22 protein-coding genes and 1 pseudogene are annotated in these 26,684 nt (G+C 65.4%); 6 read left to right on the top strand and 17 right to left on the bottom strand.

Annotation, left to right across the window (positions count from 1 at the left end):
• Nucleotides 1-91 precede the first annotated feature (91 nt).
• Both dnaE and rnhB read right to left on the bottom strand, forming a co-directional pair.
• A complete protein-coding gene (dnaE, locus tag B0684_RS01180) occupies nucleotides 92-3,565 on the bottom strand; it encodes a DNA polymerase III subunit alpha (protein WP_018169858.1) in 3,474 nt (1,157 codons plus the stop codon).
• The gene (gene rnhB / locus B0684_RS01175) at nucleotides 3,562-4,170 is read right to left on the bottom strand and encodes a ribonuclease HII (RefSeq protein ID WP_018650082.1); all 609 of its coding nucleotides are present in this window, start codon (nucleotides 4,168-4,170) and stop codon (nucleotides 3,562-3,564) included. Before rnhB ends, dnaE begins: the two co-directional genes overlap by 4 nt.
• Nucleotides 4,171-4,289: 119 nt before the next feature.
• Between rnhB and B0684_RS01170 the strand changes: the two genes are divergently transcribed.
• From B0684_RS01170 to lpxB, 3 genes are read left to right on the top strand one after another with little or no spacing between them, the layout of a single operon-like run.
• Complete coding sequence (locus B0684_RS01170) at nucleotides 4,290-5,303, top strand: Gfo/Idh/MocA family protein (protein ID WP_018145587.1); 1,014 nt, start codon at nucleotides 4,290-4,292, stop codon at nucleotides 5,301-5,303.
• A complete protein-coding gene (locus tag B0684_RS01165) occupies nucleotides 5,300-6,397 on the top strand; it encodes a DegT/DnrJ/EryC1/StrS family aminotransferase (protein WP_018650081.1) in 1,098 nt (365 codons plus the stop codon). Before B0684_RS01170 ends, B0684_RS01165 begins: the two co-directional genes overlap by 4 nt.
• 40 nt (nucleotides 6,398-6,437) lie before the next feature.
• Nucleotides 6,438-7,604: a lipid-A-disaccharide synthase gene (lpxB, locus tag B0684_RS01160; protein ID WP_018650080.1), complete on the top strand. Its 1,167-nt coding sequence runs from the start codon at nucleotides 6,438-6,440 to the stop codon at nucleotides 7,602-7,604.
• Nucleotides 7,605-7,671: 67 nt separating this feature from the next.
• Here the strand turns inward: lpxB and lpxA are convergent, their stop codons facing one another.
• From lpxA to rpsB, 13 genes and pseudogenes are all read right to left on the bottom strand, one after another.
• Nucleotides 7,672-8,454 (bottom strand): acyl-ACP--UDP-N-acetylglucosamine O-acyltransferase, encoded by a 783-nt coding sequence (lpxA, locus tag B0684_RS01155; RefSeq protein WP_018169862.1) that lies wholly within the window; start codon nucleotides 8,452-8,454, stop codon nucleotides 7,672-7,674.
• Nucleotides 8,451-8,945: a 3-hydroxyacyl-ACP dehydratase FabZ gene (gene fabZ, locus B0684_RS01150; protein ID WP_018145583.1), complete on the bottom strand. Its 495-nt coding sequence runs from the start codon at nucleotides 8,943-8,945 to the stop codon at nucleotides 8,451-8,453. Before fabZ ends, lpxA begins: the two co-directional genes overlap by 4 nt.
• A gap of 101 nt (nucleotides 8,946-9,046) precedes the next feature.
• Entirely contained in the window at nucleotides 9,047-10,060 is a 1,014-nt protein-coding gene (gene lpxD / locus B0684_RS01145; RefSeq protein WP_018650079.1) for a UDP-3-O-(3-hydroxymyristoyl)glucosamine N-acyltransferase, read from the bottom strand.
• A complete protein-coding gene (locus B0684_RS01140) occupies nucleotides 10,038-10,541 on the bottom strand; it encodes an OmpH/Skp family outer membrane protein (protein WP_018145581.1) in 504 nt (167 codons plus the stop codon). The genes lpxD and B0684_RS01140 overlap by 23 nt, the downstream gene beginning before the upstream one ends.
• Before the next feature lie 44 nt (nucleotides 10,542-10,585).
• Entirely contained in the window at nucleotides 10,586-12,919 is a 2,334-nt protein-coding gene (bamA, locus tag B0684_RS01135; protein WP_416200029.1) for an outer membrane protein assembly factor BamA, read from the bottom strand.
• Nucleotides 12,920-12,992: 73 nt separating this feature from the next.
• On the bottom strand, nucleotides 12,993-14,354 hold the full coding sequence (rseP, locus tag B0684_RS01130; protein WP_018650077.1) for an RIP metalloprotease RseP: 1,362 nt from the start codon (nucleotides 14,352-14,354) through the stop codon (nucleotides 12,993-12,995).
• Nucleotides 14,351-15,498: pseudogene (locus B0684_RS01125) on the bottom strand (1-deoxy-D-xylulose-5-phosphate reductoisomerase). Before B0684_RS01125 ends, rseP begins: the two are co-directional and overlap by 4 nt.
• 21 nt (nucleotides 15,499-15,519) lie before the next feature.
• Nucleotides 15,520-16,356, bottom strand: a complete 837-nt coding sequence (locus tag B0684_RS01120) for a phosphatidate cytidylyltransferase (protein WP_018169867.1) — start codon at nucleotides 16,354-16,356, stop codon at nucleotides 15,520-15,522.
• Nucleotides 16,349-17,098 (bottom strand): polyprenyl diphosphate synthase, encoded by a 750-nt coding sequence (uppS, locus tag B0684_RS01115; protein WP_026304822.1) that lies wholly within the window; start codon nucleotides 17,096-17,098, stop codon nucleotides 16,349-16,351. Before uppS ends, B0684_RS01120 begins: the two co-directional genes overlap by 8 nt.
• Nucleotides 17,099-17,110: 12 nt before the next feature.
• A complete protein-coding gene (gene frr / locus B0684_RS01110) occupies nucleotides 17,111-17,668 on the bottom strand; it encodes a ribosome recycling factor (RefSeq protein ID WP_018169869.1) in 558 nt (185 codons plus the stop codon).
• Nucleotides 17,661-18,398, bottom strand: coding sequence for a UMP kinase (gene pyrH / locus B0684_RS01105; RefSeq protein WP_018145574.1), 738 nt, complete (start codon nucleotides 18,396-18,398; stop codon nucleotides 17,661-17,663). Before pyrH ends, frr begins: the two co-directional genes overlap by 8 nt.
• A gap of 103 nt (nucleotides 18,399-18,501) precedes the next feature.
• On the bottom strand, nucleotides 18,502-19,371 hold the full coding sequence (gene tsf / locus B0684_RS01100) for a translation elongation factor Ts (protein ID WP_018145573.1): 870 nt from the start codon (nucleotides 19,369-19,371) through the stop codon (nucleotides 18,502-18,504).
• Nucleotides 19,372-19,431: 60 nt separating this feature from the next.
• Nucleotides 19,432-20,208, bottom strand: a complete 777-nt coding sequence (gene rpsB, locus B0684_RS01095) for a 30S ribosomal protein S2 (protein WP_018145572.1) — start codon at nucleotides 20,206-20,208, stop codon at nucleotides 19,432-19,434.
• Nucleotides 20,209-20,452: 244 nt separating this feature from the next.
• Between rpsB and map the strand changes: the two genes are divergently transcribed.
• Nucleotides 20,453-21,238, top strand: coding sequence for a type I methionyl aminopeptidase (map, locus tag B0684_RS01090; RefSeq protein ID WP_018145571.1), 786 nt, complete (start codon nucleotides 20,453-20,455; stop codon nucleotides 21,236-21,238).
• Between the two features lie 58 nt (nucleotides 21,239-21,296).
• Nucleotides 21,297-23,972: a [protein-PII] uridylyltransferase gene (glnD, locus tag B0684_RS01085; RefSeq protein WP_018650075.1), complete on the top strand. Its 2,676-nt coding sequence runs from the start codon at nucleotides 21,297-21,299 to the stop codon at nucleotides 23,970-23,972.
• Nucleotides 23,973-23,983: 11 nt separating this feature from the next.
• Here glnD and B0684_RS01080 read toward each other — a convergent pair whose 3' ends face one another.
• Complete coding sequence (locus B0684_RS01080) at nucleotides 23,984-24,751, bottom strand: OmpA family protein (RefSeq protein WP_018650074.1); 768 nt, start codon at nucleotides 24,749-24,751, stop codon at nucleotides 23,984-23,986.
• Nucleotides 24,751-25,806, bottom strand: coding sequence for a hypothetical protein (locus tag B0684_RS01075; protein WP_018650073.1), 1,056 nt, complete (start codon nucleotides 25,804-25,806; stop codon nucleotides 24,751-24,753). The genes B0684_RS01080 and B0684_RS01075 overlap by 1 nt, the downstream gene beginning before the upstream one ends.
• A 391-nt stretch (nucleotides 25,807-26,197) precedes the next feature.
• Between B0684_RS01075 and B0684_RS13850 the strand changes: the two genes are divergently transcribed.
• The coding region (locus tag B0684_RS13850) for a PhnD/SsuA/transferrin family substrate-binding protein (protein WP_233123359.1) at nucleotides 26,198-26,684 on the top strand (487 nt) is incomplete at its 3' end.

Below are 26,684 nucleotides of genomic sequence, written 5' to 3'. Positions count from 1 at the left end.
CCGAAGACTTGGTTGTGGATACCGACGAAGGACGCGAATTGTAACCAATTGCGGCGATCCCCGCTCCCGGACCGGTGATGCCTTGCTCCACCTACCGGCCGTAGAGCACCTCGGCCTCGCAACCCGGACCCAACGACTGCTGAATGCCGCGCAACAGCCGCTCGTCCGGGCGGATGGTCCATCCCTCCGGCAGGCTGATATCCGCCTCCAGCCCGTCACGGCGATAGCACAGGTGCACGCGGCAAGGCCCCTCACGATGCGGCTCCATCAGCCCGCGCAAATGGGCCACCTGCTCGGGAACCACCCCTTCCAGGCACAGGTGCAGCGCGCGGGCCCACTGGACCCGCGCTTCGTCCAGGCTGTACACGGTACGGGCCCGCATACGGATCCCGCCGGCATAGTCGTCAAGCGTGACCGTACCCTCCGCGACCAGCAGGGCATCCGGCTCCAGGCGGTCCTTGTAGGTAGTGAAGTCGTCGTTGAACAACACTACCTCGGCCCGCCCGCTGCGGTCGTCCAGGGTGACGATGCCCATGCGCCCGCTCTGCGTGTTGCGCACTCGCACCCCGACGATCAGACCGGCGATGCGCACGGTTTCCTGCTTGCCCCGCCATTTCTGGCCCTGGGGCTCGTCCGGGCGATCCTCCAGCTTGGCCTCCAGCGCCTGCAGCGTGGTGCCGGTCAGGCGCAGCATCTCGGCGCGGTAGCGCTCCACCGGGTGGCCGGTCAGATAAAGCCCCAGGGTGTCCTTCTCGCCGCGCAGACGATCGTCGTCCTCCATCTCGGCCAGGGTCGCACTATCCGGGATCACGGCCGCAGCCGGATCCCCGAACAGGTCCACCACACCCAGATTGGCATTGCGCTCGCTCTGTTCGGCTGCCGCGACCGCCATCGGGATGTCGTTCAGCAGCGTCGCACGGTTGGCGCCGATCCGATCCATCGCGCCGGCGCGCACCAGCGTCTCCAGCACACGCTTGTTCAGCTTGCCGAGATCCACCCGCTGGCACAGGTCCACCAGCCCGTGGAATTCACCGCCCTCGCCGCGCGCCTTGAGCAGGGTGTCGATGGCCGACTCCCCAACGCCCTTGATCGCGCCCAGGCCGTAGACCACGGTCTGCGCGTCGTGGCAGGTAAAGCGGTAGTCCGACTGATTGACGTCCGGCGGCAGGACCTCCAGGCCCATATTGCGGCATTCCTCGATCAGCCCCACCACCTTGTCGGTGTTGTCCATGTCCGCGGACAGCACCGCCGCCATGAACGGCGCCGGATAATGCGCCTTGAGCCAGGCGGTCTGGTAGGCAACCAGGGCATAGGCCGCGGAGTGCGACTTGTTGAAGCCGTAGCCCGCGAATTTCTCCATCAGGTCGAAGATGTAGGTCGCAACCCCTTCATCCACACCGCGCCCCAGTGCACCCTCGAGGAAGATCTCGCGTTGCTTGGCCATCTCCTCGGGCTTCTTCTTGCCCATCGCGCGGCGCAACAGATCCGCACCACCCAGGGTGTAATTGCCCAGCACCTGGGCGATCTGCATCACCTGCTCCTGATACAGGATCACGCCGTAGGTGGGCTGGAGAATGGGTTCCAGATCCGGATGCGGATATTCCACCTGGGCACGACCATGCTTGCGGTCGATGAAGTCGTCCACCATGCCCGACTGCAGCGGGCCCGGGCGGTAGAGCGCCACCAGCGCGATGATCTCCTCGAAGCTGTCCGGCTGCAGGCGGCGGATCAGGTCCTTCATGCCACCGGATTCCAGCTGGAACACGGCGGTGGTCTGATAGTCCTTCAGCAGCCGGAAGGTCTCGGGATCATCCAGCGGGATGGCGTCGAGATCGACCTGTACCGCGGCATCCATCTTGCGGATGTTGTCCACCGCCCAGTCGATGATGGTGAGCGTGCGCAGACCGAGGAAGTCGAACTTCACCAGGCCGACCGCCTCGACGTCATCCTTGTCGAAGTGGGTCACCAGCGAGCCGCCGTCGTCCTCGCAGTACAGCGGGGAGAAATCCGTCAGTGCGGACGGCGCAATCACCACCCCGCCGGCATGCTTGCCCGCGTTCCGGGTGAGGCCCTCGAGTTTCTGCGCGAGATCGATGATCGCGCGCACCTCCTCGTCTTCGTCGTACTGCGTCTTGAGGTCCGCGCTCTCGGTCAGGGCCTTTTGCAGGGTCATGCCCAGCTCAAACGGGATCAGCTTGGCAATGCGGTCGACGAAACCGTAGCCATGGCCCAGCACACGCCCGACGTCGCGCACCACCGCCTTGGCGGCCATGGTGCCGTGGGTGATGATCTGCGAGACCTTGTCGCGCCCGTAGCGCTCGGCGACGTAGTCGATCACGTCGTCGCGTCGCTCCATGCAGAAGTCGACATCGAAGTCGGGCATGGAGACACGTTCAGGGTTGAGAAAACGCTCGAACAGAAGATCGTAACGCAATGGATCCAGGTCGGTAATGCCCAGCGCATAGGCCACCAGAGAACCCGCACCGGAGCCACGACCCGGGCCCACGGGGATGCCATTGTCCTTGGCCCACTGGATGAAGTCCGCCACGATCAGGAAGTACCCGGGGAAACCCATCTGGCAGATCACGTCCAGCTCGCGCTGCAAGCGCGCCTCGTAATCCGCCGCCGGCGCGAAGCAGAAGCGCTCCAGGCGCCCCGCCAACCCCTGCGCCGAGGTCTCGCGCAGGTGGTCTTCGACCGTATAGCCCTCGGGAACCGGGAAGTCCGGCAGGACCGACTCGCCCAGGGTCAGGCTCACCGAACAGCGCCGCGCGATCGCCACACTGTTGGCCAGGGCCTCGGGGATATCCGCGAACCGCTCCGCCATCTCCTCGGGTGTACGCAGATACTGCGCCTCCGAGTAACGGCGCGGGCGTCGCGGGTCGTCCAGGGTCACGCCGTCATGGATGCAGACGCGCGCCTCGTGGGCCTCGAAGTCCTCGGGCCGCAGGAAGCGAACATCATTGGTGGCCACCACCGGCAGATCGAAGGCCTCGGCCGCGGCCAGCGCCTGTTCGATCCAGGCCTCTTCGCCCGGGCGGTCGCTACGCACCAGTTCCAGATAGAAGCGACCCGGGAAGCGCTGCATCCACGGCTCGAGATCCTCGGCCAACAGCGCGCGCGCAGCCCCCGAACCGTTCACGAATAACCCGTCGATCCCGCCAGACAATGCGATCAGGCCCTCGGCGGCCGCATCCAGCCAGGCGCAGTCCACCCGCGGAATGCCCTTTTCCTGGCCTTCCTGCCAGGCGCGCGAGATCAGCCGGGTCAGATTGCGGTAACCCGGATCGTTCTGCGCCAGCAGGGTCATGCGCGCCAGGCTGCCGTCGGCGCGGGCATCGCGCACCAGAACGTCCGCACCGATGATGGGCTGCACACCCTTTGCGATCGCGGCACGGTAGAACTTTACCAGCCCGAACAGGTTGCAGTGATCGGTTACCGCGACGGCCGGCATCCCGCCCTCGACCACCGCGTTCACCAGTGGCTTGAGGCGGACCAGCCCGTCGATCAGGGAATACTCCGAATGCACCCGCAGGTGTACGAAACCGGGATGGCCTTCGCTCATGCCCCCATCTCCTGTTCACGGGCCGCCAGCGCACGCGCTACCGGGCCGAAACTACGGCGGTGTTGCGGGCACGGCCCCAACCGTTCCAGGGCCTCGCGATGCGCCACCGTGGGGTAGCCGGAATGGCGATCGAAGCCGTAATCGGGGTAGTCGTGATGCAGATCGCGCAACCAGCCGTCGCGCGCCACCTTCGCGACGATGGAGGCGGCGCTGATCGCAGCCACCGAGCCATCCCCGCCGGCGATCGCCTCGGCAGTCCAGGGACCCTGCGGTGTGAAGCGCCCGTCCACCAGCAGATGTGCCGGCGCGATGGCGAGCCCGGCCGCCGCCCGCTGCATGGCGAGCAGCGTCGCATGATGGATGTTCAGTTCATCGATCTCCGCCGCCTCGGCCCGGCCCAGCGACCATGCCAGCGCGTCGGCACGGATCTGCACGTCCAGCGTCTCGCGGCGTTTCGCGCTGAGCTTCTTGGAGTCGGTCAAGCCGGGGCAGGTGTAGCCTTCCGGCAGGATGACGGCGGCCGCCACGACCGGCCCGGCCAGCGGCCCGCGCCCCACTTCGTCCACGCCGGCGACGTAGCGCTGCGCTGCCTCTAAATCGGACATGGAGTCTCCACCACGGTGAACTGCGGGCAATCGCCCAAACGCGAACATGCGCCGCGCCGGGGATCCGTTACAATAGCGCCGAAAATCCTAGCACACCCCCTCCGGATCCGAGCCTACTCATGTCCCAATCTCCGTTACGCTGCGCCGCTATCGGCGTGGGCCATCTTGGCAAATGGCATGCCGCCAAATACGCCGCGCTGCCGGACACCGAACTGGTTGCCGTGGTCGATGCCGATTCCGAAACCGCCAGCCGCGTCGCGGCGGAGCACGGCTGCCGCGCGGAGACCGACCATCGCGCCCTGATCGGTCAGGTCGATGCGGTCTCCATCGCCGCGCCGACCACCCTGCACTTCGACATCGCCCGGGACTTCCTCGAGGCCGGTTGTCATGTCCTGGTCGAGAAGCCGATTACGGCCACCCTGGAGCAGGCCGAGACGCTGAACCAGATCGCCGAGCAACAGGGCGTCGTCCTCCAGGTCGGGCACCTGGAACGCTTCAATGCCGCGCTACGCCGACTGACCGAGACCCCGTTGCACCCGCGGTTTATCGAGTCGCACCGCCTGGCGCCCTACAAGCCGCGCGCCACCGACGTGTCGGTCGTGCTCGATCTGATGATCCACGACATCGACATCATCCTGTCGCTGGTGGATGCCCCGCTGACCGACATTCGCGCCTCCGGCGCCCGCGTGCTGACCGGCGACATCGACATCGCCAATGCCCGACTGGAATTCGCGGACGGCTGCGTAGCCAACGTGACATCCAGTCGCATCAGCACCAAGTCCGAGCGCCGCATGCGCATCTTCCAGTCACATGCCTACGCCTCGGTGGACTTCCAGAACCGCATCCTGTCACTGAACCACATTGGCGAACCCGATCCGGAGACGGGAGCCCCTGCGATTCACCGCACGGAGAGTGTCTTCGACGAGGCCGACGCCCTGCTGGCCGAGATCCAGGCCTTCGTGGCCGCCGTGCGCGGTCAGGGACCGGTCGTGGTCAGTGGCCGCGACGGCCAGCGCGCCCTGGAGACGGCCAGCCGCATCACCGACCTGGTCTACGAGAACCTGAACATCATGAGCCGGGCCGACGGCCCGCACAGCCACCTCGACGCGAACCCCACAGGAGTCAAGCCGTGATCCCGATGGTCGACCTGCAGCGCCAGTACCAGACCCTGCGCCCCGAAATCGATGCCGCGCTACAGGAGGTGCTGGCCGGTGCGCGCTTTATCCTCGGCCCCAACGTGCAGACCCTGGAGCAGGAGCTCGCCGAGTACCTGGGCGTGGAACACGCGATCACCTGTGCCTCCGGCACGGATGCCCTGCATCTGGCGCTGGCCGCAGCCGGCATCGGCCCGGGCGACGAGGTCATCACCACCCCGTTTACCTTCATTGCCACCGCCGAAGCCATCCGTTATGTCGGGGCCGACCCGGTATTCGTAGACATCGACCCACGGACCTTCAACATCGACCCGGACCAGGTCAAGGCGGCCATCACCGAGCGCACCCGCGCGATCCTGCCGGTCCACCTGTTCGGCCAGCCGGCCGACATGCCGCGCCTGCAGGCCATCGCCGAGAAACACAAGGTGTTGATCGTCGAGGATTGCGCACAGTCCTTCGGCGCGACGGTCGATGGCGTACAGACCGGCGCGGCCACCGCCTTCGGCTGTTTTTCGTTCTTCCCCAGCAAGAACCTCGGGGCCTTCGGCGACGGGGGTCTGGTGACCACCAACTGCCCGTCTGCCGCCGATACCTTGCGCCGATTGCGCAACCACGGTTCCAGCGTGCGCTACTACCACGACGAGATCGGCTACAACAGCCGCCTGGACGAGATGCAGGCGGCGATCCTGCGGGTGAAGCTGCCGCATATCGACACCTACAACGCCGAACGCCGCCGGGTGGCGGCACGTTATCGCGATGGCCTGGCCGGGCTGCCGGTCGAAGTGCCGTTCGAGGACGGCATCGGGGTCCACGTCTACCACCAGTACACGCTGCTGACCGATCATCGCGACGCGATCATGGAGGCCCTCAAGGCTGCGGACGTGGCCTGCGCGATCTACTACCCGGTACCCCTGCATCAGCAAAAGGCCTTCGCCGATCTCCCGAACCGGCCGGAATCGCTGCCCGTCACCGAAGACGTCGCCGCGCGCTGTCTGTCCCTGCCGGTGTTCCCGGAACTCGAGGATGCGACCATCGACATGATCTGCGGGAAGATCCGCGCCGCCCTCGCGTGACGCCACGCCACATCGCTTACACAGGGGGCCTCAACCGGTCATGACGCAGCATGTCGTGATCTGCGCCGGCGAGAGCTCCGGTGACGCACTCGGGGCGGGGCTGGTCCACGAACTCTCGGCACTGGAGCCCGGTCTCCGCTACACGGGCATGGGCGGGACGCAGATGCGCGCCACCGGGGTCGACACCCTGATCGACGTCTCCGAACTGGCCGTGGTGGGCCTGGTCGATGTGCTGGTCAACTACCCGCGCCTGCGCCGCCTGTTCCGGCGCATGTGCCAGCATTTGGAGACCCACCGCCCGGACCTGCTGGTCCTGGTGGACTACGTGGAGTTCAACCTGCGCCTGGCTGCCCACGCCCGCCGCCTCGGTATCCGCGTGCTGTTCTATGTCAGCCCGCAACTGTGGGCGTGGCGTTCGGGCCGGATCAAGCGCATCCAGCGCAGCGTGGACGCGATGGCGGTACTTTTTCCCTTCGAGACCGACGTCTACGAGAAGGCCGGGGTGCCAGTACGCTATGTCGGAAACCCGCTTGTGGACCGGGTGCAGCCGCCCAAACAGCCGATTCGCGAACAGCTTGGCCTCGCGGCCAATACGCGCCTGGTCGGTCTTCTCCCCGGCAGCCGCAACGGCGAACTGAAGCGCCACTGGCCCATGCTCGTGGACACCGCCCGCCGCCTCCACGTATCGCACCCGGACATCCAGTTCGTGGCCTCCATGGCGCCGGGAGTCACCACCGAACACTTGGGGGCCCTAGCCGCGTCTGACGGCCTGCCCCTGCATTTCGTGGGCGGGGACGCAGGAACCCATTCCCTGATGGCCGGGGCCGACCTGCTGCTGATTGCGTCCGGCACCGCAACCCTGGAGGCCGGTCTGCTCAGGGCCCCCATGCTGGTCTTCTACCGCATGGGGGCCCTGAGCCACGCGGTCTTCTCGCGGCTCGTACGGGTCGAGAATATCGCCCTGGTCAATATCGTGGGCGGCGAGCGCCTGGTGCCCGAGTACCTGCAACACGATGCCACCGCCGAACGTCTGGCGCGCGATGCCGCGGATCTCATCGACCGGCCCGAGGCCCTGGAAGCGATGCGTGATCGCCTGGCGCAGGTGCGCGTTCGCCTGGGCAATGGTGGAGCCGACCGCCGCGTGGCCGAAATGGCGCAAGAGCTCCTGCACCACGGCCAACTAAGCGACAACGAGAAGTCGATTTAAGGGCGACGGTTCGTTTGGGCAGCAAACGCTTGGGCAGCACGCAGGGTCCTGCCCAGCGGCGACTGCGTCAGTGCGGACGACCGCCGCGCAGGATACCGCGGCGACTGCCGCGCACGAATGCGATCAGGTTGCGCACCTCGGGCACCTCGGTCTCCTCGAACATGGCGTCCAGATGACTCTCGCGTCCGGCGCGTCCACGCATTCCCTGGATGAATACCCGGTGGAGCGCCTGGATGGCGTCATTGGAGAAACCGTTGCGCTTGAGGCCAACCTTGTTGATCCCGATCAGCCGCGCATAGTTGCCGCTCGCCAGGCAATACGGCGGGAGGTCACGGTTCAGCGCCGCACCCATGCTGGTGAAGGCGTAGGTACCCACGCGACAGAACTGATGCACCAGGGTGAAACCACCCAGCGTTGCGTGATCCTGGATCTCCACGTGCCCGGCAAGCGAAGTGGCATTGGAGAAGATGATGCCGTTCCCGATGGTGCAGTCGTGCGCGATGTGGACATACGCCATGATCAGGTTATCGTGCCCGATGACCGTCTCACCCAGCCCCTTCTCGGTTCCGCGGTGCAGCGTTACCGACTCCCGAATCACGTTGCGATCGCCGATGATCAGCCGCGTGGGTTCACCCCGATAGCTGGTGTCCTGAGGCTCCTCCCCGATCGAGGAGAACTGAAAGATTCGGTTTTCCCGCCCGATCTCGGTCGGTCCGTTGATCACCACATGCGGGCCCACCCAGGTATCCGCGCCGATCTTCACATTGGCACCGATGACCGAGAACGGCCCGATCGTCACCGAGCTGTCGATCTCGGCGCTGGGGTGGACGTCCGCGCGCGGATCGATCACGCCGGGATTTCCTGACCGGAACACATGAGCTGCGCCGTCGCGCACACGTCGTCGCCCACCTTCGCGACCGCGTCGAAGCGCCAGATGCCCCGCACCGTACGCTTCAGATCCACCCGCAGGTGGAGTTGATCCCCGGGTACCACCTGGCGCCGGAAGCGCGCCTCGTCGATCCCGACAAACAGGTACAACTGCTGCTTGTCCTGGTTCTCGTTACGCGCCTCTTCGGTCTTGAACGCAAGCAGGCCGGTGGCCTGTGCCAGGGCCTCGAGGATCAGAACCCCGGGCATCACCGGCTTGATCGGGAAGTGCCCCTGGAAATACGGTTCGTTGATGCTGACGTTCTTGATCCCCGTCAGATAGCTGCCCGCCTCCCACTCCAGCACCCGATCCACCATCAGGAACGGGTAACGATGCGGCAGGTAGCGCATGATCTCCTGGACATTAAAGTCATCCACGCCGGTGTCCTTTCTCTTGATCTTGTTGTGCCGCATCCGGACCGCTGCGCGGGACGTGCAATACGACGTTCGACTCGGCCTCCCCACACGCGGCAAGGCCAGTTACTACCAGGGCCGATCGATCGCCCCTCGATCGCCTAACGCGCCAGACGGCGCAGTCGGGCCAGCATGCGATTCCACAACCGGGCCTCTTGATGCGGGACTCCAGAGGCGTAGTGACCCGGCCGCGTAATGGAGCGCGTGACCAGGGTCATCGCGTGAATGGTGACGTGATCCACAATGGACAGGTGACCCAGGATCCCGGCGCCGCCCCCGATTGCACAATGCGCGCCGATCCGGGCACTGCCCGCGATCCCCACACAGCCGGCAATGGCTGTATGGTCGCCAATCTCGACGTTATGGGCAACATGAACTAGGTTGTCGATCTTTACACCCCTCCCGATCCGCGTTGCGCGCAACGCCCCGCGATCGATGGTCGTGTTCGCTCCGATTTCCACATCGGAACCGATCACGACATGGCCCAGCTGTTCGATCTTCTCCCAACCCTGGTCGCCCGCGGGGGCGAATCCGAAGCCATCGGCCCCGATCACGCAACCACTGTGCAGGATGCAGCGATCCCCCACCTCGACCCCTTCAAGCAGGGTCACCCGGGGGTGCAGGAAGGTATCGGCCCCCACCATCACCCCCTCGCCCACCACGCAGTGCGCCTCCACGACGCTCTGGCGCCCCACCGAAGCCCCTGCCCCGATCACCGCCCCAGGTCCCACGAATGCGTCGGGAGAAACCGACGACTCGGGATCGACAAACGCACCCGGATGGACACCCGCAGGCCGTGCCCGACGCGGCCTGCCCAGGCACTGACTCGCTCGCGCATAGCCCAGATAGACATCATCCAGGTGGATCAGGGTTCGGGAAGACGTCGCTTGCAGGCCCGCGGCCTCCGGCACCAGGACCACACCCGCGGCACTCGCCGCCAGGGCCTCGGCATGACGCCCGGCGTCCGTCACAAAACTCAGATCGCAGGGGCCCGCGGTGGCCAGCGGGCTCAACCCGCTGAAGCGGCGTTGGCCATCTCCCGTGAGCTGCCCGCCCAGCGCCTCGGCCAGCTCGCGGGCCGAATACCCGCCGTCAGTCTCGCTGCATTGTGGCAAGGATGTCGTCCGTGATGTCGATCCGGTCGCTGGCATACAGCACGTTGCGCTCGGTCAGGATCAGATCGATGTCGCGTTCCCGGGCGAGATCGACGATGGCATCGTTGATCCGTCGCTGCAGTTTGGCCAGCTCCTCGTTGCGGCGTACGTTCAGGTCTTCGCTGAAGCTCTCCTGCGCCCGCCGGAATTCGCGCGAACGTTGCGAGAACTCCCGCTCCAGGTCCGCCCGTTCCGATGGGTTCATCAGGTCCCCGTCACGTTCCAGCCGGTCACGCAGCCGCTGCAGCTCCTCACGCTCCGCCACCAGCTCCGAATCGCGCGGCGAGAACTCGCGCTCCAGTTCGCGCATGGCCTCTTCGGCCTGCGGCGAATCCTCGAGAATCCGGTTCATCGTCACGAATGCGACGTTCTGCGCCCCGGCGACAGCGGGTACCACCAGCCATCCGCTGACGACGAGAATCACCGCCGCGAACCAGGCCATCCCGGATCTCATGACGCCTCCCGATGCGCTTGCATCGATCATCCTCAGAAACTGGCCCCCAGCAGGAACTGGAAGCGCTGCAGCTCGTCACCCGGCTGATCGTTGAACGGCTCGGCCACGCTGAAGCTCAACGGCCCCACCGGCGAGAACCAGGTCACCGCCACACCCGCCGATGCCCGCAACTCGCTGGTATCAAAGTCCGACACATCATGGAACACATTCCCCGCGTCCACAAAGGTACTCATGCGGACTGCATCGTTGTCGGCCGCAAACGGCATCGGGAAGAACAATTCCGCGGACAGCGTAGTCCGGAACCGCCCACCGTAGGGATCATCATTGGAATCGCGCGTCGCCACCTGACCATCGCGGATCGGTCGCAGATCGCCCAGCTGGTTGTCCTCGTAGCCGCGGACCGAGCGAATGCCCCCGGCAAACAGCCGTTCGTAGAACGGAACGTCATCCCCTCCGTAGCCATCCGCATACGCGAGTCCGGCGGAGAGGCTGAAGGAGTACCGTTCGGACAGCCGGAAGATCTCCTGGCCCGAATAGGTGAGCTTGTAGAACTCGCGGTCACTGCCCGGCACCGTGACTTCCAGGCCGACCCGATGGCGACGGCCTTCCGAGGCGAAGGTCGTGCTGTCCCGCGTATCGTGGACATAGCTGGTCTCGAGCTTGTAGAGGTTCGCGGAATCGCCAAATTCGTCCAGCTCGTCGATGATCTCGTCCGGGGTTCCGATACGAGTGTCGGACCGTTCGACCGTCTCGATTTCGATGTTCTCGAAACCCGGTCGCACCTGAATCCGGTCGAACTCCGACAGCGGAATTCCGTAGGTCACGTCGAAGCCAAAGCGGTTGGATGAATACCGCGAGATGTTGGCCTCCTCGGCGTCGATCTTGCGATAAAACACGGAGAACCCGCGACTCGCACCGGAGGGGGTGAAGTGCGGATTGGTGACGCTCATGCGGAACAGCTGGTTGACCTTGCTGGTACTCACCTCGGTGGAGAAGCGATTGCCGGTCCCAAGGAAGTTGTCCTGTGTCAGGCTCGCGGTCAGCAGCAGCCCCTGGTTCTGCGAGAACCCGGCGCCCAGCGACAAGGCCCCGGACTGCTGCTCGGTCACGGTGATATTCAGGTCCACTTCGTCATCGGTGCCGGCGACCCGCTCGGTCTCCACGTTCACGCTCTGGACGAACGGCAGCCGCTGGACACGCACCCGGGAACGTTCGACCAATGCCCCGTTGTACCAGGCACTCTCCATCTGCCGCATCTCGCGGCGATACACCCGTTCCTCGGTGTTCTGATTGCCGGTGATCCGGATGTTCCGAACATAGACGCGCGGGCCCGGGTCGACGAAGAACGTGATCGCCACTTCGCGGTTGTCCTCGTCCACGTCGGGCACCGGGTTCACGTTGGCGAATGCGAAACCCTCCCGAGTCAGGCGCTCGCTGATCCGTTCGGCGGATTCGGTCACCTGGCTGCGCGAAAACGGCGCATCGATGTCCACGTCAATCAGGCTCTCCAGCTCCTCCCGCGGGATCACGAACTCCCCGGCGAGATCCACACCGGTCACCGTATAGCGATCGCCCTCGTCGACGTTAATCGTGATGAACAGATCCCGCCGATCCGGCGTCAGCGTCACCTGAGTGGAGTCGATATCGAACTCCAGGAAACCCTGATCCAGATAATGCGAACGGAGCTGTTCCAGATCCCCGGACAGCTTCTCGCGCGAGTAATTGTCCCGCCGGCTGAAAAAGGCCCACCAGCGTGGCACGCCGGACTCGAAACGCCGGGTCAGTTCACGACCCGAGTAGCTCTCGTTACCCACCACATTGACCTGGCGGATTTTGGCCACCGGCCCTTCGGTAATGTCGATCTCGATGTCCACGCGGTTACGCGGCAGTTCCACGATCTCCACATCGACCTGCACGTTGTAGCGTCCGCGCGCGAAATACTGCTGGCGCAGCTCGCTCTCGATGCGGTCCAGCATCGTGCGGTTGAATACCCGCCCGGAACGCAGGCCGGCCGAATCCAGCGCCTCGCGCAAGCCCTCGTCGGGGATATCCCGGTTACCGGAAAAATTGATCTCGTTGATCGCAGGGCGTTCAGAGACGATCACAACCAGGACATCCCCGCGCCGGGCAATCTCCACATCGTCGAAGAAGCCGGTCTGGAACAGCTCGCGGATCACCTCCGGACTGCGATTGTCGTCGAAGGTATCCCCAACCTGCACGGGCAGATAACTGAGCGCGGTACCGGCGGTGATCCGTTCCAGCCCCTCGATCTCGATATCCTCGATCTCGTAGGCCTGGCCCCAGGCCGTCCCCGCCAGGCCCAGCAAACCGACCAGGGCCATTCCTCTCAAGCTGTTTCGCGCCATGCTCTCCGCCAAAAAATAGGCCGTTCGGTGGGCTGATCGAGGCACCCGGGATGCCGCTCCAGAGTGCCCTCGCCTAACCGAACAGTCGTGTCAAATCATTGTACAGGGCCAGTACCATCAGCCCCGCGATCGCCAGCAGACCCACCTGCTGACCGATTATCTGGGTGCGCTCCGACACCGGGCTGCCCTTCACCGCCTCGGCGGCGTAATACAGCAAATGGCCGCCATCCAGCATCGGGATCGGCAGCAGATTGATGATCCCGAGCGACACGCTCACCAGCCCGAGAAATCCCAGGAACGCCGAAATCCCGATCAATGCCGAGACCCCCGCAAACTCGGCTATGGTAACCGGTCCGCTGATATTTTTAACCGACGCATCCCCGGTGATCATTCGCCAGAGGATGCCCAGTGTCAGGACGGTCACATCCCACGTCCGCTCCGCCCCCGAGACAAATGCCGATCCCGGACCCTGGCGCACCAGTACGGCCATGTCCCGTGCCGCCGGTTGATCCGTATCCACGCCCGCGCCGATACGGCCAATGGCCACCCCCTCGTGATCCGTCGCCTCCGGCGTCATCCGTAGTTCGAGGGTGCGCCCGTCGCGCTCCACGGTGACCCGCAGATCGGCTTCTGGATGCGCACGCACCACCTCGACCCAGCGATTCCAGTCCGCGACCGGCTCGCCGTCCACCGCCAGCACGCGATCCCCGACCTCCAGTCCGGCCGCCGCCGCCGGGCTCCCACCCTCGACGGTACCGATCCGCGGTTCCAGCATCGGCCGATAGGGCTGCAATCCCAGCTTGTCGAGGAACTGCCCCTCTGCCAGCAACGCCTGACGATCCCGCAGGTCCACCTCCCGCTCGATCTCTCGACCGTCCGTGCCCCGCAGCAGCAGGGTGACCACCTCGCCGCGAACCGCATGGTCCAGCAGTCGCAGGTTGGCCTGCTCCCAGTCCGCCACTTCACGATCGCCCACCCGCAGGATCTCCTGCCCCCGCTCGAGGCCCGCCTCGGCGGCCGGCGTATCCGGCGCCACCTCGCCCAGAATGGGCTTGATCCCGCCCACGCCCACCATGAACATCACGGCGTATACCAGGATCGCCAGCAGGAAATTCGCCGCCGGACCGGCCGACACCACGAACGTACGGGCCCCAAGACCTTTCTGGTTGAAAGCCCGCGTGACCTCCTCCTCCGCCACCGGACCCTCGCGCTCGTCGAGCATCTTCACGTAGCCACCCAGCGGCAATGCGGCAATCACGAATTCCGTCCGGTCCCGCCCGAAGTAGCGCTTGAAAATCGGCCGGCCGAAACCCACCGAGAAGCGCAGCACCTTCACCCCCACCAGACGGGCGGCGAGGTAGTGCCCATATTCGTGCACGGTCACCAGTACGCCAATGGCTACCGCAAACGCCAGCAGGCTCGTCAGGAACGTCATGACAGGACGGGTCGTGCGTTCGCGACATACTCGCTCGCGACCTCGCGAGCTCGCCGGTCCGCACCCAGGACGCGCTCAAGCGAATCGGCCGCCTCCGCCTCGATCGCCTCCAGGGTCGTGGCGATCACCGCCGGGATCTCGCTGAAGGCCAGACGCTCTCCCAGGAAGGCATCCACCGCCACTTCATTGGCCGCGTTGAGAACCGCGGTGGCCGTCCCTCCACGCTCCAGTGCGGCATAGGCGAGACCGAGCGCCGGGAAACGCGCGGCTTCCGGCTCGGAGAACTCCAGCTTGCCCATAGTGAGCAGATCCAGCGGTTCAACGCCCGACTCCATACGCTCGGGCCAGGCCAGCGCATGGGCGATCGGTGTGCGCATGTCGGGGTTGCCGAGTTGCGCGAGCACCGACCCGTCATCGTAGGCCACCATCGAATGCACGATGCTCTGCGGGTGAAGTACCACCTGAATCGTCGCGGGCGCCACGGCAAACAGCCAGCAGGCCTCGATCACCTCGAGCCCCTTGTTCATCATCGTCGCCGAGTCCACCGAGATCTTGCGCCCCATATCCCAGTTGGGGTGGGCGCAGGCTTCGTCCGGCGTAATCCCGGCAAAGCTGTCCAGCGGACGGTCGCGAAACGGCCCCCCCGATGCGGTGAGCCAGATCCGGCGTGCCCCGTGCGGTGTCACCGACTCGGCACAGACGTAGCCAGTGGGAAGGCACTGAAAGATCGCGTTGTGCTCGGAATCGATCGGCAACAGACAGGCACCGGAGCGGCGCACGGCATCCATCAGCAAGGCCCCGGACATGACCAGCGCCTCCTTGTTGGCGAGCAGCACCCGTTTGCCCGCCTCGGCCGCGGCCAGCGTCGGCAACAGCCCGGCTGCGCCCACGATCGCCGCCATCACCGCGTCGACCCGGGGCTCCCGGGCGACCTCCGCCAGGGCCTCCGCACCCGCCCGCACCTCGGTACGCGAGCCGACCGCCGCCAAAGCCGCGCGCAGNNCTGCGCGCGCATGCGCTCCACATTGCAATGCGCCGTCAGGGCATACACGCGGAACCGTTCCGGCTGACGCGCCACGACATCGAGCGTACTCAACCCGATGCTGCCGGTTGATCCGAGAATGGTGATCTGCGTCGTCTTCATGGGTACCTGCGTCCGTTCGCGCTATGCCGCCACCGGCGGGGCCGGAATCAGCGCCAGCCACAACAACCCGGCCAGGAAAACCGGAGCCGCCGCGACCATGCTGTCGAACCGGTCCAGAATACCCCCGTGGCCCGGCAGCAAGGAACCACTGTCCTTCTCGCCAGCCTGTCGCTTCAGGATGCTCTCGAACAGGTCCCCCACGACCGAGACCAGCCCGATCAGCACCGACAGCAGCAGGAATACCATCGCGTCCATCGGCTCGAGGCCCCAAACGGCCGCCACCACGATCGCGAAGGCCAGCACCGTCAGTAGCCCGCCAAGCAAGCCCTCGCGGGTCTTCCCCGGACTGATATGCGGCGCCAACGGGTTGCGCCCGAACGCCTTCCCGGCGAAATACGCCCCGGTGTCGGCCAGGCCAACCAGCACCACCAGATAGACCACCAGCAAAGGCGCCAGGGCATGCAGCCAAACCAGGCCCATTCCCGCCGGCACCAACGTCATGATCGCGGCCACCGCAAAGAGGGTCCGACTGGATGCCGGTGCGGCCTTCTCGCGTTCGCGATAAAACGGCAACAGCAACAGGATCACCAGCCACCACAGCAACACCAGACCCAGGATCAGGTAGTGCAACCCCGCAACCGGCGCCAGACCAAGCGCAACCACGGGAACCACCACGGCCGCCACCAGCGCACCGCGTGCCAACGGGTTTTCGAGCCCGGCCAGTCCGCCCCACTCCCAGGTCGCCAACCCGAGGACCAGCGCGACCAGCGCCAGCACCGCCCAGTTCGGGCCCCAGGCCACCAGAGCCAGCGCCGGCAAACCCAGCGCCGCGGCCGTCAGAATCCGTTGTTTAAGCACTCGGCACCTCCCGCGCACTTGCCTCGGCGGCTCCGGTCACGCAGCCGAAACGCCGCTGGCGACTCGCATACCACGCCAGCCCCTGTCGCAGATCATCGGCTGTGATGTCCGGCCAGAACGTCTCGACGAAGAGCAACTCGGCATACGCCGCCTGCCACAGGAGGAAATTGCTGATGCGGCGTTCGCCGCCGGTGCGGATCAACAGATCGACGTCGGGCATCCCGGCCGTGCTCAAATAGCCGGCGAAAGAAGTCTCGGGATTCGCCCCTTCGTCGCCGGCGGCCACCCAGCGGCGGGCCGCCTGCAGGATGTCCCAGCGGCCACCGTATCCCAGTGCCACGACAACCCGCATACCCTCGTTGGCGGCAGAGGCCTGCTCGGCTTCCGCCATCCGCGTCTGCAGATCCGACGGGAAGCTTGCGCGATCGCCAATAAAGGTGAGCGCGATCCCGCGCTCGATCAGTTCCGGGAGTTCCGCCTCGATGGCGGACACAAACAGATCGAACAGTGCCTCGACCTCTTCGCGCGGGCGGCCCCAATTCTCGCTGCTAAAGGCGAACAGCGTCAGGGTGCCCACGCCTTGTTCGGCGAAAAACCGCACGGCATGCCGCGTCGCCTCCAGCCCCGCCCGGTGGCCTTCGGAACGACTCAGACCTCGGGCCTCGGCCCAACGCCCGTTGCCGTCCATGACGATGGCCACGTGCGCAGGGAGCGCCTCGCTGGGTGAAGTAGTAACCGGCATCGCCTGCGCCGGTCAGACTTCCATCAACTCGGCTTCCTTGTCCGCAAGCATCGCGTCGACCTTGGCGATGTGGTCGTCGGTCAGCTTCTGGATCAGCTCCTGCGCCTTGTGCTCGTCGTCTTCGGACATCTCCTTGTCCTTGACCAGCTGCTTGAAGGCGTTGTTGGCATCCCGCCGGATATTGCGCACGGCCACCCGCGCGTGCTCGGCTTCGGCCCGGACGACCTTGACCAGGTCACGCCGACGCTCTTCGGTCAGCGCCGGCAGCGGCACACGGATCGTCGTCCCCATGCTCGCCGGATTGAGTCCCAGATCCGAAGTCATGATGGCCTTCTCGATCTTGCCGACCATGTCCTTCTCGTACGGGACCACGGAGAGCGTGCGTGCGTCCTCGGCATTGATGTTCGCGACCTGGTTGATCGGCACATCCATGCCGTAGTACTCCACATGCACATGTTCGAGCAGCGTGGGGTGCGCACGGCCGGTTCGAATCTTCGATAGCTCGTTGCGCAACGCTTCCAGGCTCTTGTCCATGCGTTCGCGCGCATCTTTCAGGGTGGCGTCACTCATTACGGGCTCCCTCGACCAAGGTGCCGACCGCCTCGCCCATCACGAGCCGCTGCAGGTCGCCCTTGGCAAACATGTTCATTACACGGATCGGCAGGCCATTGTCTCGGCACATCACCAGGGCCGTGGTATCCATTACGCCCAGACGCTGTTCCAGCGCATCGTCGAAGGTCAGCCGCTCGTAGCGTCGGGCATCCTTGGTGGTCATCGGATCGGCATCGTAGACCCCGTCGACCTTGGTCGCCTTGATCATGATGTCGGCGTTGATCTCGATCGCCCGCAGGCTCGCCGCGGAATCCGTGGTGAAGAACGGATTGCCGGTTCCGGCCGCAAACACCACGATGCGCCCCTTTTCCAGGTGCCGTACCGCACGCCGGCGGATGTAGTCCTCGCACACCTGGTTGATGCGGATCGCCGACATCACCCGCGAAAAACGCCCGGCGCGCTCGATCGCATCCTGCAGCGCCAACGCATTGATCACCGTTGCCAGCATGCCCATGTGGTCGCCGGTCACCCGGTCCATGCCGCCTTGTGCCAGCCCCGCACCACGGAAGATGTTGCCGCCACCGATCACGATGCCGACCTCGACCCCCATGCGGGAGAGCTCCGAGACCTCTTCGGCCACCTGCGCCAGGACATCCGGGTCAACCCCATAGGATTGCTGACCCATCAGGGCCTCCCCACTCAACTTCAGAAGGATGCGCCGGAACGCGGGCTGGCTGTCCTGACTCATGGGGTTCCTTATCTCGGGCTCGGTTGTTCTCGCTTGCCAGTTTTTTCTGGCCCTTTTATCCGGAAGCGGCCGCATCAAGCGGCCGCCCCGGAGTCCTGCTGGATCAGGCGCCGCGCGCCTGAGCCATTACCTCTTCGGCAAAGTTCTCGGTCTTCTTCTCGATCCCCTCGCCCACCTCGAAGCGGATGAAGCCGGAGACCGAAGCCCCCTTGCTTTCCAGCAGCTGTGCGACCGTCTGATCGGGATCCTTCACGAACGGCTGGCCCACCAGGGTGATCTCGCCCAGATACTTGCGGATACGCCCCTCGATCATCTTCTCGATGATGTTCTCCGGCTTGCCCGATTCCTCGGCCTGGGCCTTGAAGATCGCACGTTCCTTGTCGAGCATCTCGGTCGGCACCTGACTCTCGTCGATGCACACCGGATGGCTCGCCGCGATATGCATCGCGATATCCTTGGCCAGCTGCTCGTCACCACCGTTCAGGCCAACCAGCACGCCAATCCGGGCACCATGCTGATAGAAACCCAGCGCACCTTCCGCGGTCATGCGTTCGAAACGGCGGACCTGGACGTTCTCGCCGACCTTGGCGATCAGCTGAGTACGCTGCTCTTCCAGGGTCTGACCATCGACGGTCTCGGTCATCAGGCCTTCCACCGAATCGGCGGCGGTGTTCAGCGCCACATTGGCGCAGGCGCTGGTGAAGGCACGGAAGTTGTCGTCATTGCCGACGAAGTCCGTCTCGCAGTTGATCTCGACGATCACCGCGCGCGAACCGTCGCTGGCAATCTCGACGCGACCTTCGGCCGCGACACGATCCGCCTTCTTGTCGGCCTTGGCCATGCCGGACTTGCGCATTGCCTCGACCGCCGCTTCCAGATCGCCGCCGGTTTCGGTCAGGGCCTTCTTGCATTCCATCATGCCGGCGCCGGTGCGCTCGCGCAGTTCTTTTACTTGTGCAGCAGTAATCTGCATCGTTGCTTGCTCCTGAATCATGCTCGAGTCGGCCGCCAGCGTGGCGACCGGCTCCTGTTATCAAGCGGGGTTGGCGGGCGACGCGGTGTCGGGGGCGTCAGTCGTTGCAGCGGCCGGCTCGGCGGCTTCTGCTTCGCCCATGCCACCCGTGGTCACCGCACCCTTGGCCTCGATGATGGTATCGGCGATCGCAGCCACATAGAGCTGAATCGCACGCATCGCGTCATCGTTGCCCGGGATCACGTAATCCACGCCTTCCGGGGAATGGTTGGAATCCACCACGGCGACGACCGGAATGCCGCGCTTCTTCGCCTCGGCCACCGCAATCTTCTCGTAGCCGACGTCAATCACGAACATCGCATCGGGCATGCGGTTCATGTCCTTGATACCGCCCAGGCTGCGATCCAGCTTGTCCTTTTCGCGGCGACGGCTCAGGGCCTCGCGCTTGTTCAGGACCTGGAAGCTGCCATCGGCGTCCATCGTCTCGAGGTCCTTCAGGCGCTTGATCGACTGCTTGACGGTGTTGAAGTTGGTCAGCATGCCGCCCAGCCAGCGGTGGCTCACGTGCGGCATGCCGCAACGGTTTGCCTCTTCGGCCACCACGTCGCGGGCCGAGCGCTTGGTGCCGACGAACATGATCTGGCCACCATCGGCAGCGATCTTGCCGAGGAAGTTCAACGCATCGTTGAACATCGGCAGGGACTTCTCGAGGTTGATGATATGAATCTTGTTGCGTTCCCCGAAGATGTACGGGGCCATCTTGGGATGCCAGTAACGCGTCTGGTGGCCGAAGTGCACACCGGCCTCCAGCATCTGTCGCATAGTCACGAGGGACATGAGTTTTCTCCTGTAACGGGTTGAGCCTCCACGCATCCCGATCTGAAACCCGAACCGAATCTTCTTCGAGGGCGGGCACCCGACAGATCGTGCCGATGCGTGTGTGGATTAAGGTTTCGGGAGTCGCCCCGCAAAAGGCGGCTTCCGGCCCCGCCGAATTGCCAGCGAGGCGCGCGCTTTATAGCATAGGACACTTACCCGAACCAAACGCCGAGCCCCTCCGGGCGCCGCGGCGGGAGCCCCCATGTCCGTTTCCATCAAGACCCCCGAAGAGATCGAACACATGCGCGTCGCCGGCCGCCTGGCCGCCGAAGTCCTCGAGATGATCGAGCCCCACGTGCAAGCCGGCGTGACGACCGGGGAACTGGACCGGATCTGTCACGACTACATCGTGAACACCCAGGACGCGATCCCGGCCCCACTCAACTATCGCGGCTTCCCAAGGTCGATCTGTACCTCGGTGAACCATCAGGTCTGCCACGGCATCCCGGGGGATCGCAAGCTGAAGAACGGCGATATCCTCAATATCGATATCACCGTGATCAAGGACGGCTTCCACGGCGACACCAGCCGCATGTTCGTGATCGGCAAGGCCGGTATCCAGGCCCAGCGGGTGATCGACGTGGCACGTACCAGCATGTACCTCGGCATCCAGCAGGTTCGCCCGGGCGCAACGCTGGGCGATATCGGCCACGCGATTCAGGTGTACGCCGAGGCACAACGCTGCTCCGTGGTGCGCGAGTTCTGCGGCCACGGGATCGGGCGCGGCTTCCACGAGGATCCGCAGGTCCTGCACTATGGCAAGCCTGGCACCGGCATGACCCTGAGAGAAGGCATGTGCTTTACCATCGAGCCGATGATCAATGCCGGCCGCCGCCACACCCGCATCCTGGCGGATGGCTGGACCGCCGTGACCAAGGATCACAGTCCGTCGGCGCAGTGGGAACACACACTACTGGTCACCGCCGACGGATACGAGATCCTGACCCTGCGCAAGGACGAAACCCCACCGCAGGAGATCGCGGCCTGATCGAACGCCATCACGCCTGTTCCCCGCCGATTCGAACCGCCCACTCCACGGAGCCCCAATGAATCCTGCGGGCAGCACCCCCGGCGAACTCGATACTCCGGCCTTCACCCCCGGCTGGGGCGAGGACTACCAGCGGCTGAGCCGCAACCCGGGGAATATTGCGCTGTTTCGGGACCGGCGCCGCGCCATCCTGGAACAGCAATACCAGGGCTTTCGCGACGGCATGCCGATCGCCGAGCTGATCCATGGCCACGCCCGGCGCATCGACGAGCTTCTCAAGCTGATCTGGGCTCAGAAGGGCCTCGCGGATGACGACCAGCTATGCCTGATCGCGGTCGGTGGCTATGGCCGCGGCGAACTGCACCCGGCCTCCGATATCGACATCCAGATCATCCTCGAGGGCGAACATGACCCCGCCCTCTTCGACCGGATCAGCGACTTCGTCACGTTCCTCTGGGACATCGGCATCGAGGTCGGGCACAGCGTGCGCAGTATCGACGACTGCACCCGCGAGGCGCGCGACGACATCACCGTCGCGACCAACCTGATCGAGGCCCGCTACCTGGCCGGCCATCTCAGCCTGTTCAACGACTTCCGTGGCGCCATCGAGCCCGACCGCATCTGGGACTCGCGCAGTTTCTATGCCGCCAAGCTGGCCGAACAACAAGCCCGCCATCGACGCTTTGGCGAGACCGCCTACCGCCTCGAGCCGAACGTCAAGGAAGGCCCCGGCGGCCTGCGCGACATCCAGATGATCGGCTGGGTCACCAAGCGTCATTACGGCGCCGAGCGCATCGAGGAGCTGGTATCACTGGGCTTCCTGCGCGAGGGTGAGTTCCGCGAGATGATGGAGGGCCAGAACTTCCTCTGGCGGGTACGCTTTGCCCTGCACATGCTCGCTGGCCGCCGCGAGGACCGCCTGCTTTTCGATCTGCAGCGCCAGCTGGCCAACACCTTCGGCTTTGTCGACCAGAACCACAACCGGGCGGTCGAGCAGTTCATGCAGCGCTACTTCCGCACCATCAACGATCTCGAGCGGCTGAACGAATTGCTGCTGCAGCACTTCAACGAGGCCATCCTCGACGATCCGGAAGCCCTGCAGGACCCCATACGCATCCACCAGCGTTTCCAGGTCCGGGGCGGCTACCTCGAGGCGGCGCACGATCAGGTCTTCATGATCTATCCGCCGGCGCTGCTGGAGGTCTTCCGCCTACTCCAGGAACACCCGGAGATCCAGGGCATCCGCGCCTCCACCATCCGCCTGATCCGGGCCCACCGCCACCTGATCGATGGGCACTTCCGCCGCAATCCGGTGTGCCGCGAGCTCTTCATGGACATCCTGCGCGCCCCGCGCGGGATCACCAGCCAGCTGCGCCGCATGAACCGCTACGGCGTGCTGGGCAATTACCTGCCGGCCTTCGGGCGCATCATCGGACGCATGCAGTACGACCTGTTCCACGCCTACACCGTGGACGAGCACACCCTGAACGTGGTGCGCAACGCGCGCCGCCTGGCGCTGCCCGAGTTCGCGCACGAACAGCCACTGGCGCACCAGATCTACTCCGGACTGGTGCGCCCCGAACGTCTGGTGCTGGCCGCCCTGTTTCACGACATCGCCAAGGGCCGCGGGGGTGATCATTCCGAGCTGGGGGCCCACGATGCCCTGCATTTCTGCCAGCATCACGGCCTGTCGGACGCGGATGCCGGCCTGGTCGCCTGGCTGGTGCGTTCCCACCTGCTGATGTCGCTGACGGCCCAGCGCAAGGACATCTCCGACCCCGAGGTCGTCATGGGTTTCGCCCGCGAGGTGGTCACCCGCGAACGCCTGGACTTTCTCTATCTGCTGACCATTGCCGATATCCGCGGAACCAATCCGGAGCTGTGGAACAGCTGGAAGGATTCCCTGCTCCAAACCCTTTATCACGCCACCCGCAATGTCCTGGACCGGGGTCTGGATACCCCGCCGGACATGGACGAACAGATCCGGCAAACCCGCACCGAGGCACTCGCGTTAATCGAACAACAAGGCTTCGATACCGATCAGGCCCGGAAGTTGTGGGACGAACTGGACGACGAATACTTCCTGCGCCATTCCGCCGACGAGATCGCCTGGCACGCCCGGGCCCTGCTGCCACTCCCCCCGGACGCCCTCCCCCTGATCCTGGTGCGCCCGAAGACCTCGCGCGGGAGCACGGAGATCTTCGTCTACGCCAGCGACCATCCCCGGATCTTCGCGCGCATCACCAGCGCCCTGACCCAGTTGGGACTGGACATCGTGGACGCACGGATCATCACGACCGCAGCCGGCCGCACGCTGGATACCTTTCTGGTTCTCGAAAGCGGCGGGGGCCAGACGGTGGATGCCGGTTATCGCTCCGAAGAGATCCGCCAGAGCCTCGAACGTGAACTCGAACGCGAAGGGACCATCCCCAACCCGGCCTCACGCCAGCTTCCACGCCGCCTCAAGCACTTCGACGTGGATACGCAGATCGAATTCGAACCCGCTGCGGGCGGCCAGGCAACGCGCATGCGGCTGCGCGCTTTGGACCGACCCGGCCTGCTGTCGACCATCGGGCATGTCCTTGCCGAGCAGGGAATCGACGTGCGGACTGCACGCATCGCCACGGCCGGGGAACAGGTCGAGGACAGTTTCCTCCTCAGCCGCCCCGACCACGCGGCGCTCGACGACGAGGATCAGGCCCGCCTGCGCAAGGCCCTGCTCGGCGCCATCTGACGGCAACCGGGTCAGCGGACGCGCGCCTCCAGAGGTCGAGGCCCTGCCTCGTCCGACGCCGTCCCCGCGCCCAGCAGGCGCGCCTCGAAATCGGTCAGGACACTGAACTCGACTCGGCGGGATGCCCGACGATCCTCCTCGCCGCGCTCGTCCAGCACCCGGCGCGAAGAGGACAACCCCACGGCCGCGACCCGCGAGCGGAACCAGTCCGCGTCCTGCAAGGGCTCCAGCTGATAGGCATATTCCAGCACCGCGCGCGTGCGGCGCTGGCTAAGATCCATGTTTCCGAAATAGGCCTCCAGCGCATCGTCGCTGCCGGCCCACTCGCTGGAGGTGTGGCCCTCGATCCGCACCTCCCGAATGACCTCGGCGAACGGACGCAACTGTTCCGCGTAGCGCGGCATGAAGTCCTCGAGAATCGCCTCGAAGCGGGGCCGGATGCGTGCCGAACTGCGCTCGAACAGGACCTCCGGCTCGCGAAAGCGCAAGGTCAGGCTGTCGCGGTCCAGTTCCGCATTCCAGCGCGGCAAATCCTCGCGAAACTCCTCCTCCAGAACCGAATAAATCGCCGCGCGCAAGGCGGCCGCCTCGTTGCGAACCTCGGTATGCACCGCGCTCTCGCGCTCCACCTGAACCATGTGCAGCAGCGCGAGGAACAGGAAGATCATCATCAGCGCGGCCATCAGGTCCGCCACCGCCAGCCAGTGCGAACCCTGGTCGGCCTCGTTTCCCGCGGCCACACCTTGTCGCCGACGGCGTCGCGCCAACCAGGAAAACATCAGTTACGCCCGCCCGCGGAGGCGATGGCGGCGGAACGTTCCCCACCCCAGCGCGTCTCCGCCGCGAGCCCTGCCTGGACGGCATTCTCGATACTCTCGAGCATCGCCTCCAGCCGTGCGTCCATCGCCGGGAAGGCCTCGGTGGCACGATCCCGCAGGGCCGCGATGCTCCCCAGCAGGGCCTCCAGTTCCACCGTCTCGCGCCGCAGACTGGAGAGCGTCGATTCCTGATCCTCAACGTGCCGGGTGATCTGCAAGGCCTGCCCGGTCATGCGCTCCAGGGTCTGCTCGGTCTGTTCGACCCCGGCACGGGCCTGGTCGAAGGCCCGATGCAGGGTGTCCATCTGCTCGCGATACTGATCCTGCCACTCCACCAGGCGAGCGACCGAGTCATCCAGACGCCGGAAGTTCTCGCCAAACTGTTCACCCAGGCGATCGTTGAAATCGTGGATCACCCGCTCCAGGGCCTCTACCAGGTGCCCGCTGCTCATCTCGGTGATGCGCTCGGCCATGCCATCGAGCGCGCCGGTCAGTTCGCGGTGCTGTTGCTCCAGCCGGGCATCCAGGCGCTGGTGGAGGGCCCGCACGGCCTCCACTACGGCGAGCGAGGCATCCCGTTGTTGTGCCGCCAGGTGCGCATTATCCAATGGTGCATCCGACGCACCCTCCGCAGACGGTTCGGGGGATGCCACCGGGGCGGGTACCATCACCTGAACCATACGCAACACCGCCGCCAGCAAGATGCCCACGATACTGGTCACAAAGGCCAGCTTGAGCCCCTCCAGCAGGGCCGGGATACTGGCCTCCACCCGTCCAGCATCAAAATCCAGCAGCCCAATGGCGACCCCGAGGAAGGTGCCGAGAATCCCCACGGTGGTCAGCAGCGCGGGCGCCGCTCCCTGCAAGGACTCGGCGCGGCGCAATGCCGTCGCCGTCAACGCCGCCAGGAACAGCCCAAACAGCAACAGCGCGAACAAGCCAATCACGCTTAATGGACTGAGCCCCTGTAACGTGGCTAACAGCGCCTCGGCGACCCGATCGAAAATTCCGGTCATGTGCTTCCTCCGTCCCGCGGCGCCGGTAGCGCCCGCGCGGTCGTGCGATTCGTAAGACCCGGATGCAAGCAAAAACAACGCCAGACCCACCAAAGACCGGTGGAACGGGGCTTTCAGGCACGACCGGACCGGGCGCGCCACAAGATGACGACGGATTCCCGACACCCACGGACCAGGCGGCCAAGCCCAACCAAAGCCCAATCGTCCATTCTTTGACGCCCCGGAACGGGACGAAATCGCGCGCCTGCCCCGTCTTACCTAGTGAAGCCCAATAGACGGTGGCTCCATGCCTGCGACGGTCACGCCTGCTGCGAACGTGTCATGCAAGCCCATCGGCCCGCGCCGGCGGCGGCCGGCGCTCGTCTGGCTGGCATTCGCCATCCTGCTCTGGTTGCTGAGCACCCCGGCTCAGGCACAAGCCCCATTCACCTTCGGGATTCAGCCATTTGCCAGCCCGCCAGCGCTGTTCACACGCTACGCGCCCCTGCGCGACTGGCTGGGAACGGAACTCGGCCAGCCGGTACGGCTAGAGTCCGCACGCGACCTGCCGACGCTGCTCGAACGCACCCGAGAGGGCCGCTACGACTTGATCCTCGTGGCACCGCAGGTAGTGCCGCTCCTCACGGAAAACGGGCCCTACCGCTTACTGGTACGCAGCGAGGAAGAGCTGGCGATGGTCCTCCTGGTGCGGCCCGGGGGTGGCATCGATTCGCTTGCCGGCCTCGCAGGCCGATCCCTCGCAGTCCCGTACAAGGAAAGCCGCGCCGCGACCCTCGCACGCAGCCTGACTGACGCCGAGGACTGGCCCGACCCCCCCCCCCCCCCCCCCCCCCCCCCCCCCCCCCCCCCCCCCCCCCCCCCCCCCCCCCCCCCCCCCC

This window comes from Thioalkalivibrio versutus, assembly GCF_001999325.1.
Taxonomy (GTDB): domain Bacteria; phylum Pseudomonadota; class Gammaproteobacteria; order Ectothiorhodospirales; family Ectothiorhodospiraceae; genus Thioalkalivibrio; species Thioalkalivibrio versutus.
This window is presented reverse-complemented; position numbering and strand designations above follow the sequence as displayed.

What these genes read in the sequence shown, in the direction of transcription:
- dnaE (WP_018169858.1), bottom strand. Translation starts at nt 3,565, where the DNA reads ATGAGCGAAGGCCATCCCGGTTTCGTACACCTGCGGGTGCATTCGGAG.
- frr (WP_018169869.1), bottom strand. Translation starts at nt 17,668, where the DNA reads ATGAGTGACGCCACCCTGAAAGATGCGCGCGAACGCATGGACAAGAGC.
- uppS (WP_026304822.1), bottom strand. Translation starts at nt 17,098, where the DNA reads ATGCCGGTTACTACTTCACCCAGCGAGGCGCTCCCTGCGCACGTGGCC.
- B0684_RS01080 (WP_018650074.1), bottom strand. Translation starts at nt 24,751, where the DNA reads ATGTTTTCCTGGTTGGCGCGACGCCGTCGGCGACAAGGTGTGGCCGCG.
- tsf (WP_018145573.1), bottom strand. Translation starts at nt 19,371, where the DNA reads ATGCAGATTACTGCTGCACAAGTAAAAGAACTGCGCGAGCGCACCGGC.
- rseP (WP_018650077.1), bottom strand. Translation starts at nt 14,354, where the DNA reads ATGACGTTCCTGACGAGCCTGCTGGCGTTTGCGGTAGCCATTGGCGTA.
- map (WP_018145571.1), top strand. Translation starts at nt 20,453, where the DNA reads ATGTCCGTTTCCATCAAGACCCCCGAAGAGATCGAACACATGCGCGTC.
- pyrH (WP_018145574.1), bottom strand. Translation starts at nt 18,398, where the DNA reads ATGAGTCAGGACAGCCAGCCCGCGTTCCGGCGCATCCTTCTGAAGTTG.
- B0684_RS01075 (WP_018650073.1), bottom strand. Translation starts at nt 25,806, where the DNA reads ATGACCGGAATTTTCGATCGGGTCGCCGAGGCGCTGTTAGCCACGTTA.
- fabZ (WP_018145583.1), bottom strand. Translation starts at nt 8,945, where the DNA reads ATGCGGCACAACAAGATCAAGAGAAAGGACACCGGCGTGGATGACTTT.
- glnD (WP_018650075.1), top strand. Translation starts at nt 21,297, where the DNA reads ATGAATCCTGCGGGCAGCACCCCCGGCGAACTCGATACTCCGGCCTTC.
- rpsB (WP_018145572.1), bottom strand. Translation starts at nt 20,208, where the DNA reads ATGTCCCTCGTGACTATGCGACAGATGCTGGAGGCCGGTGTGCACTTC.
- B0684_RS01170 (WP_018145587.1), top strand. Translation starts at nt 4,290, where the DNA reads ATGTCCCAATCTCCGTTACGCTGCGCCGCTATCGGCGTGGGCCATCTT.
- B0684_RS01140 (WP_018145581.1), bottom strand. Translation starts at nt 10,541, where the DNA reads ATGGCCTGGTTCGCGGCGGTGATTCTCGTCGTCAGCGGATGGCTGGTG.
- rnhB (WP_018650082.1), bottom strand. Translation starts at nt 4,170, where the DNA reads ATGTCCGATTTAGAGGCAGCGCAGCGCTACGTCGCCGGCGTGGACGAA.
- lpxB (WP_018650080.1), top strand. Translation starts at nt 6,438, where the DNA reads ATGACGCAGCATGTCGTGATCTGCGCCGGCGAGAGCTCCGGTGACGCA.
- bamA (WP_416200029.1), bottom strand. Translation starts at nt 12,919, where the DNA reads ATGGCGCGAAACAGCTTGAGAGGAATGGCCCTGGTCGGTTTGCTGGGC.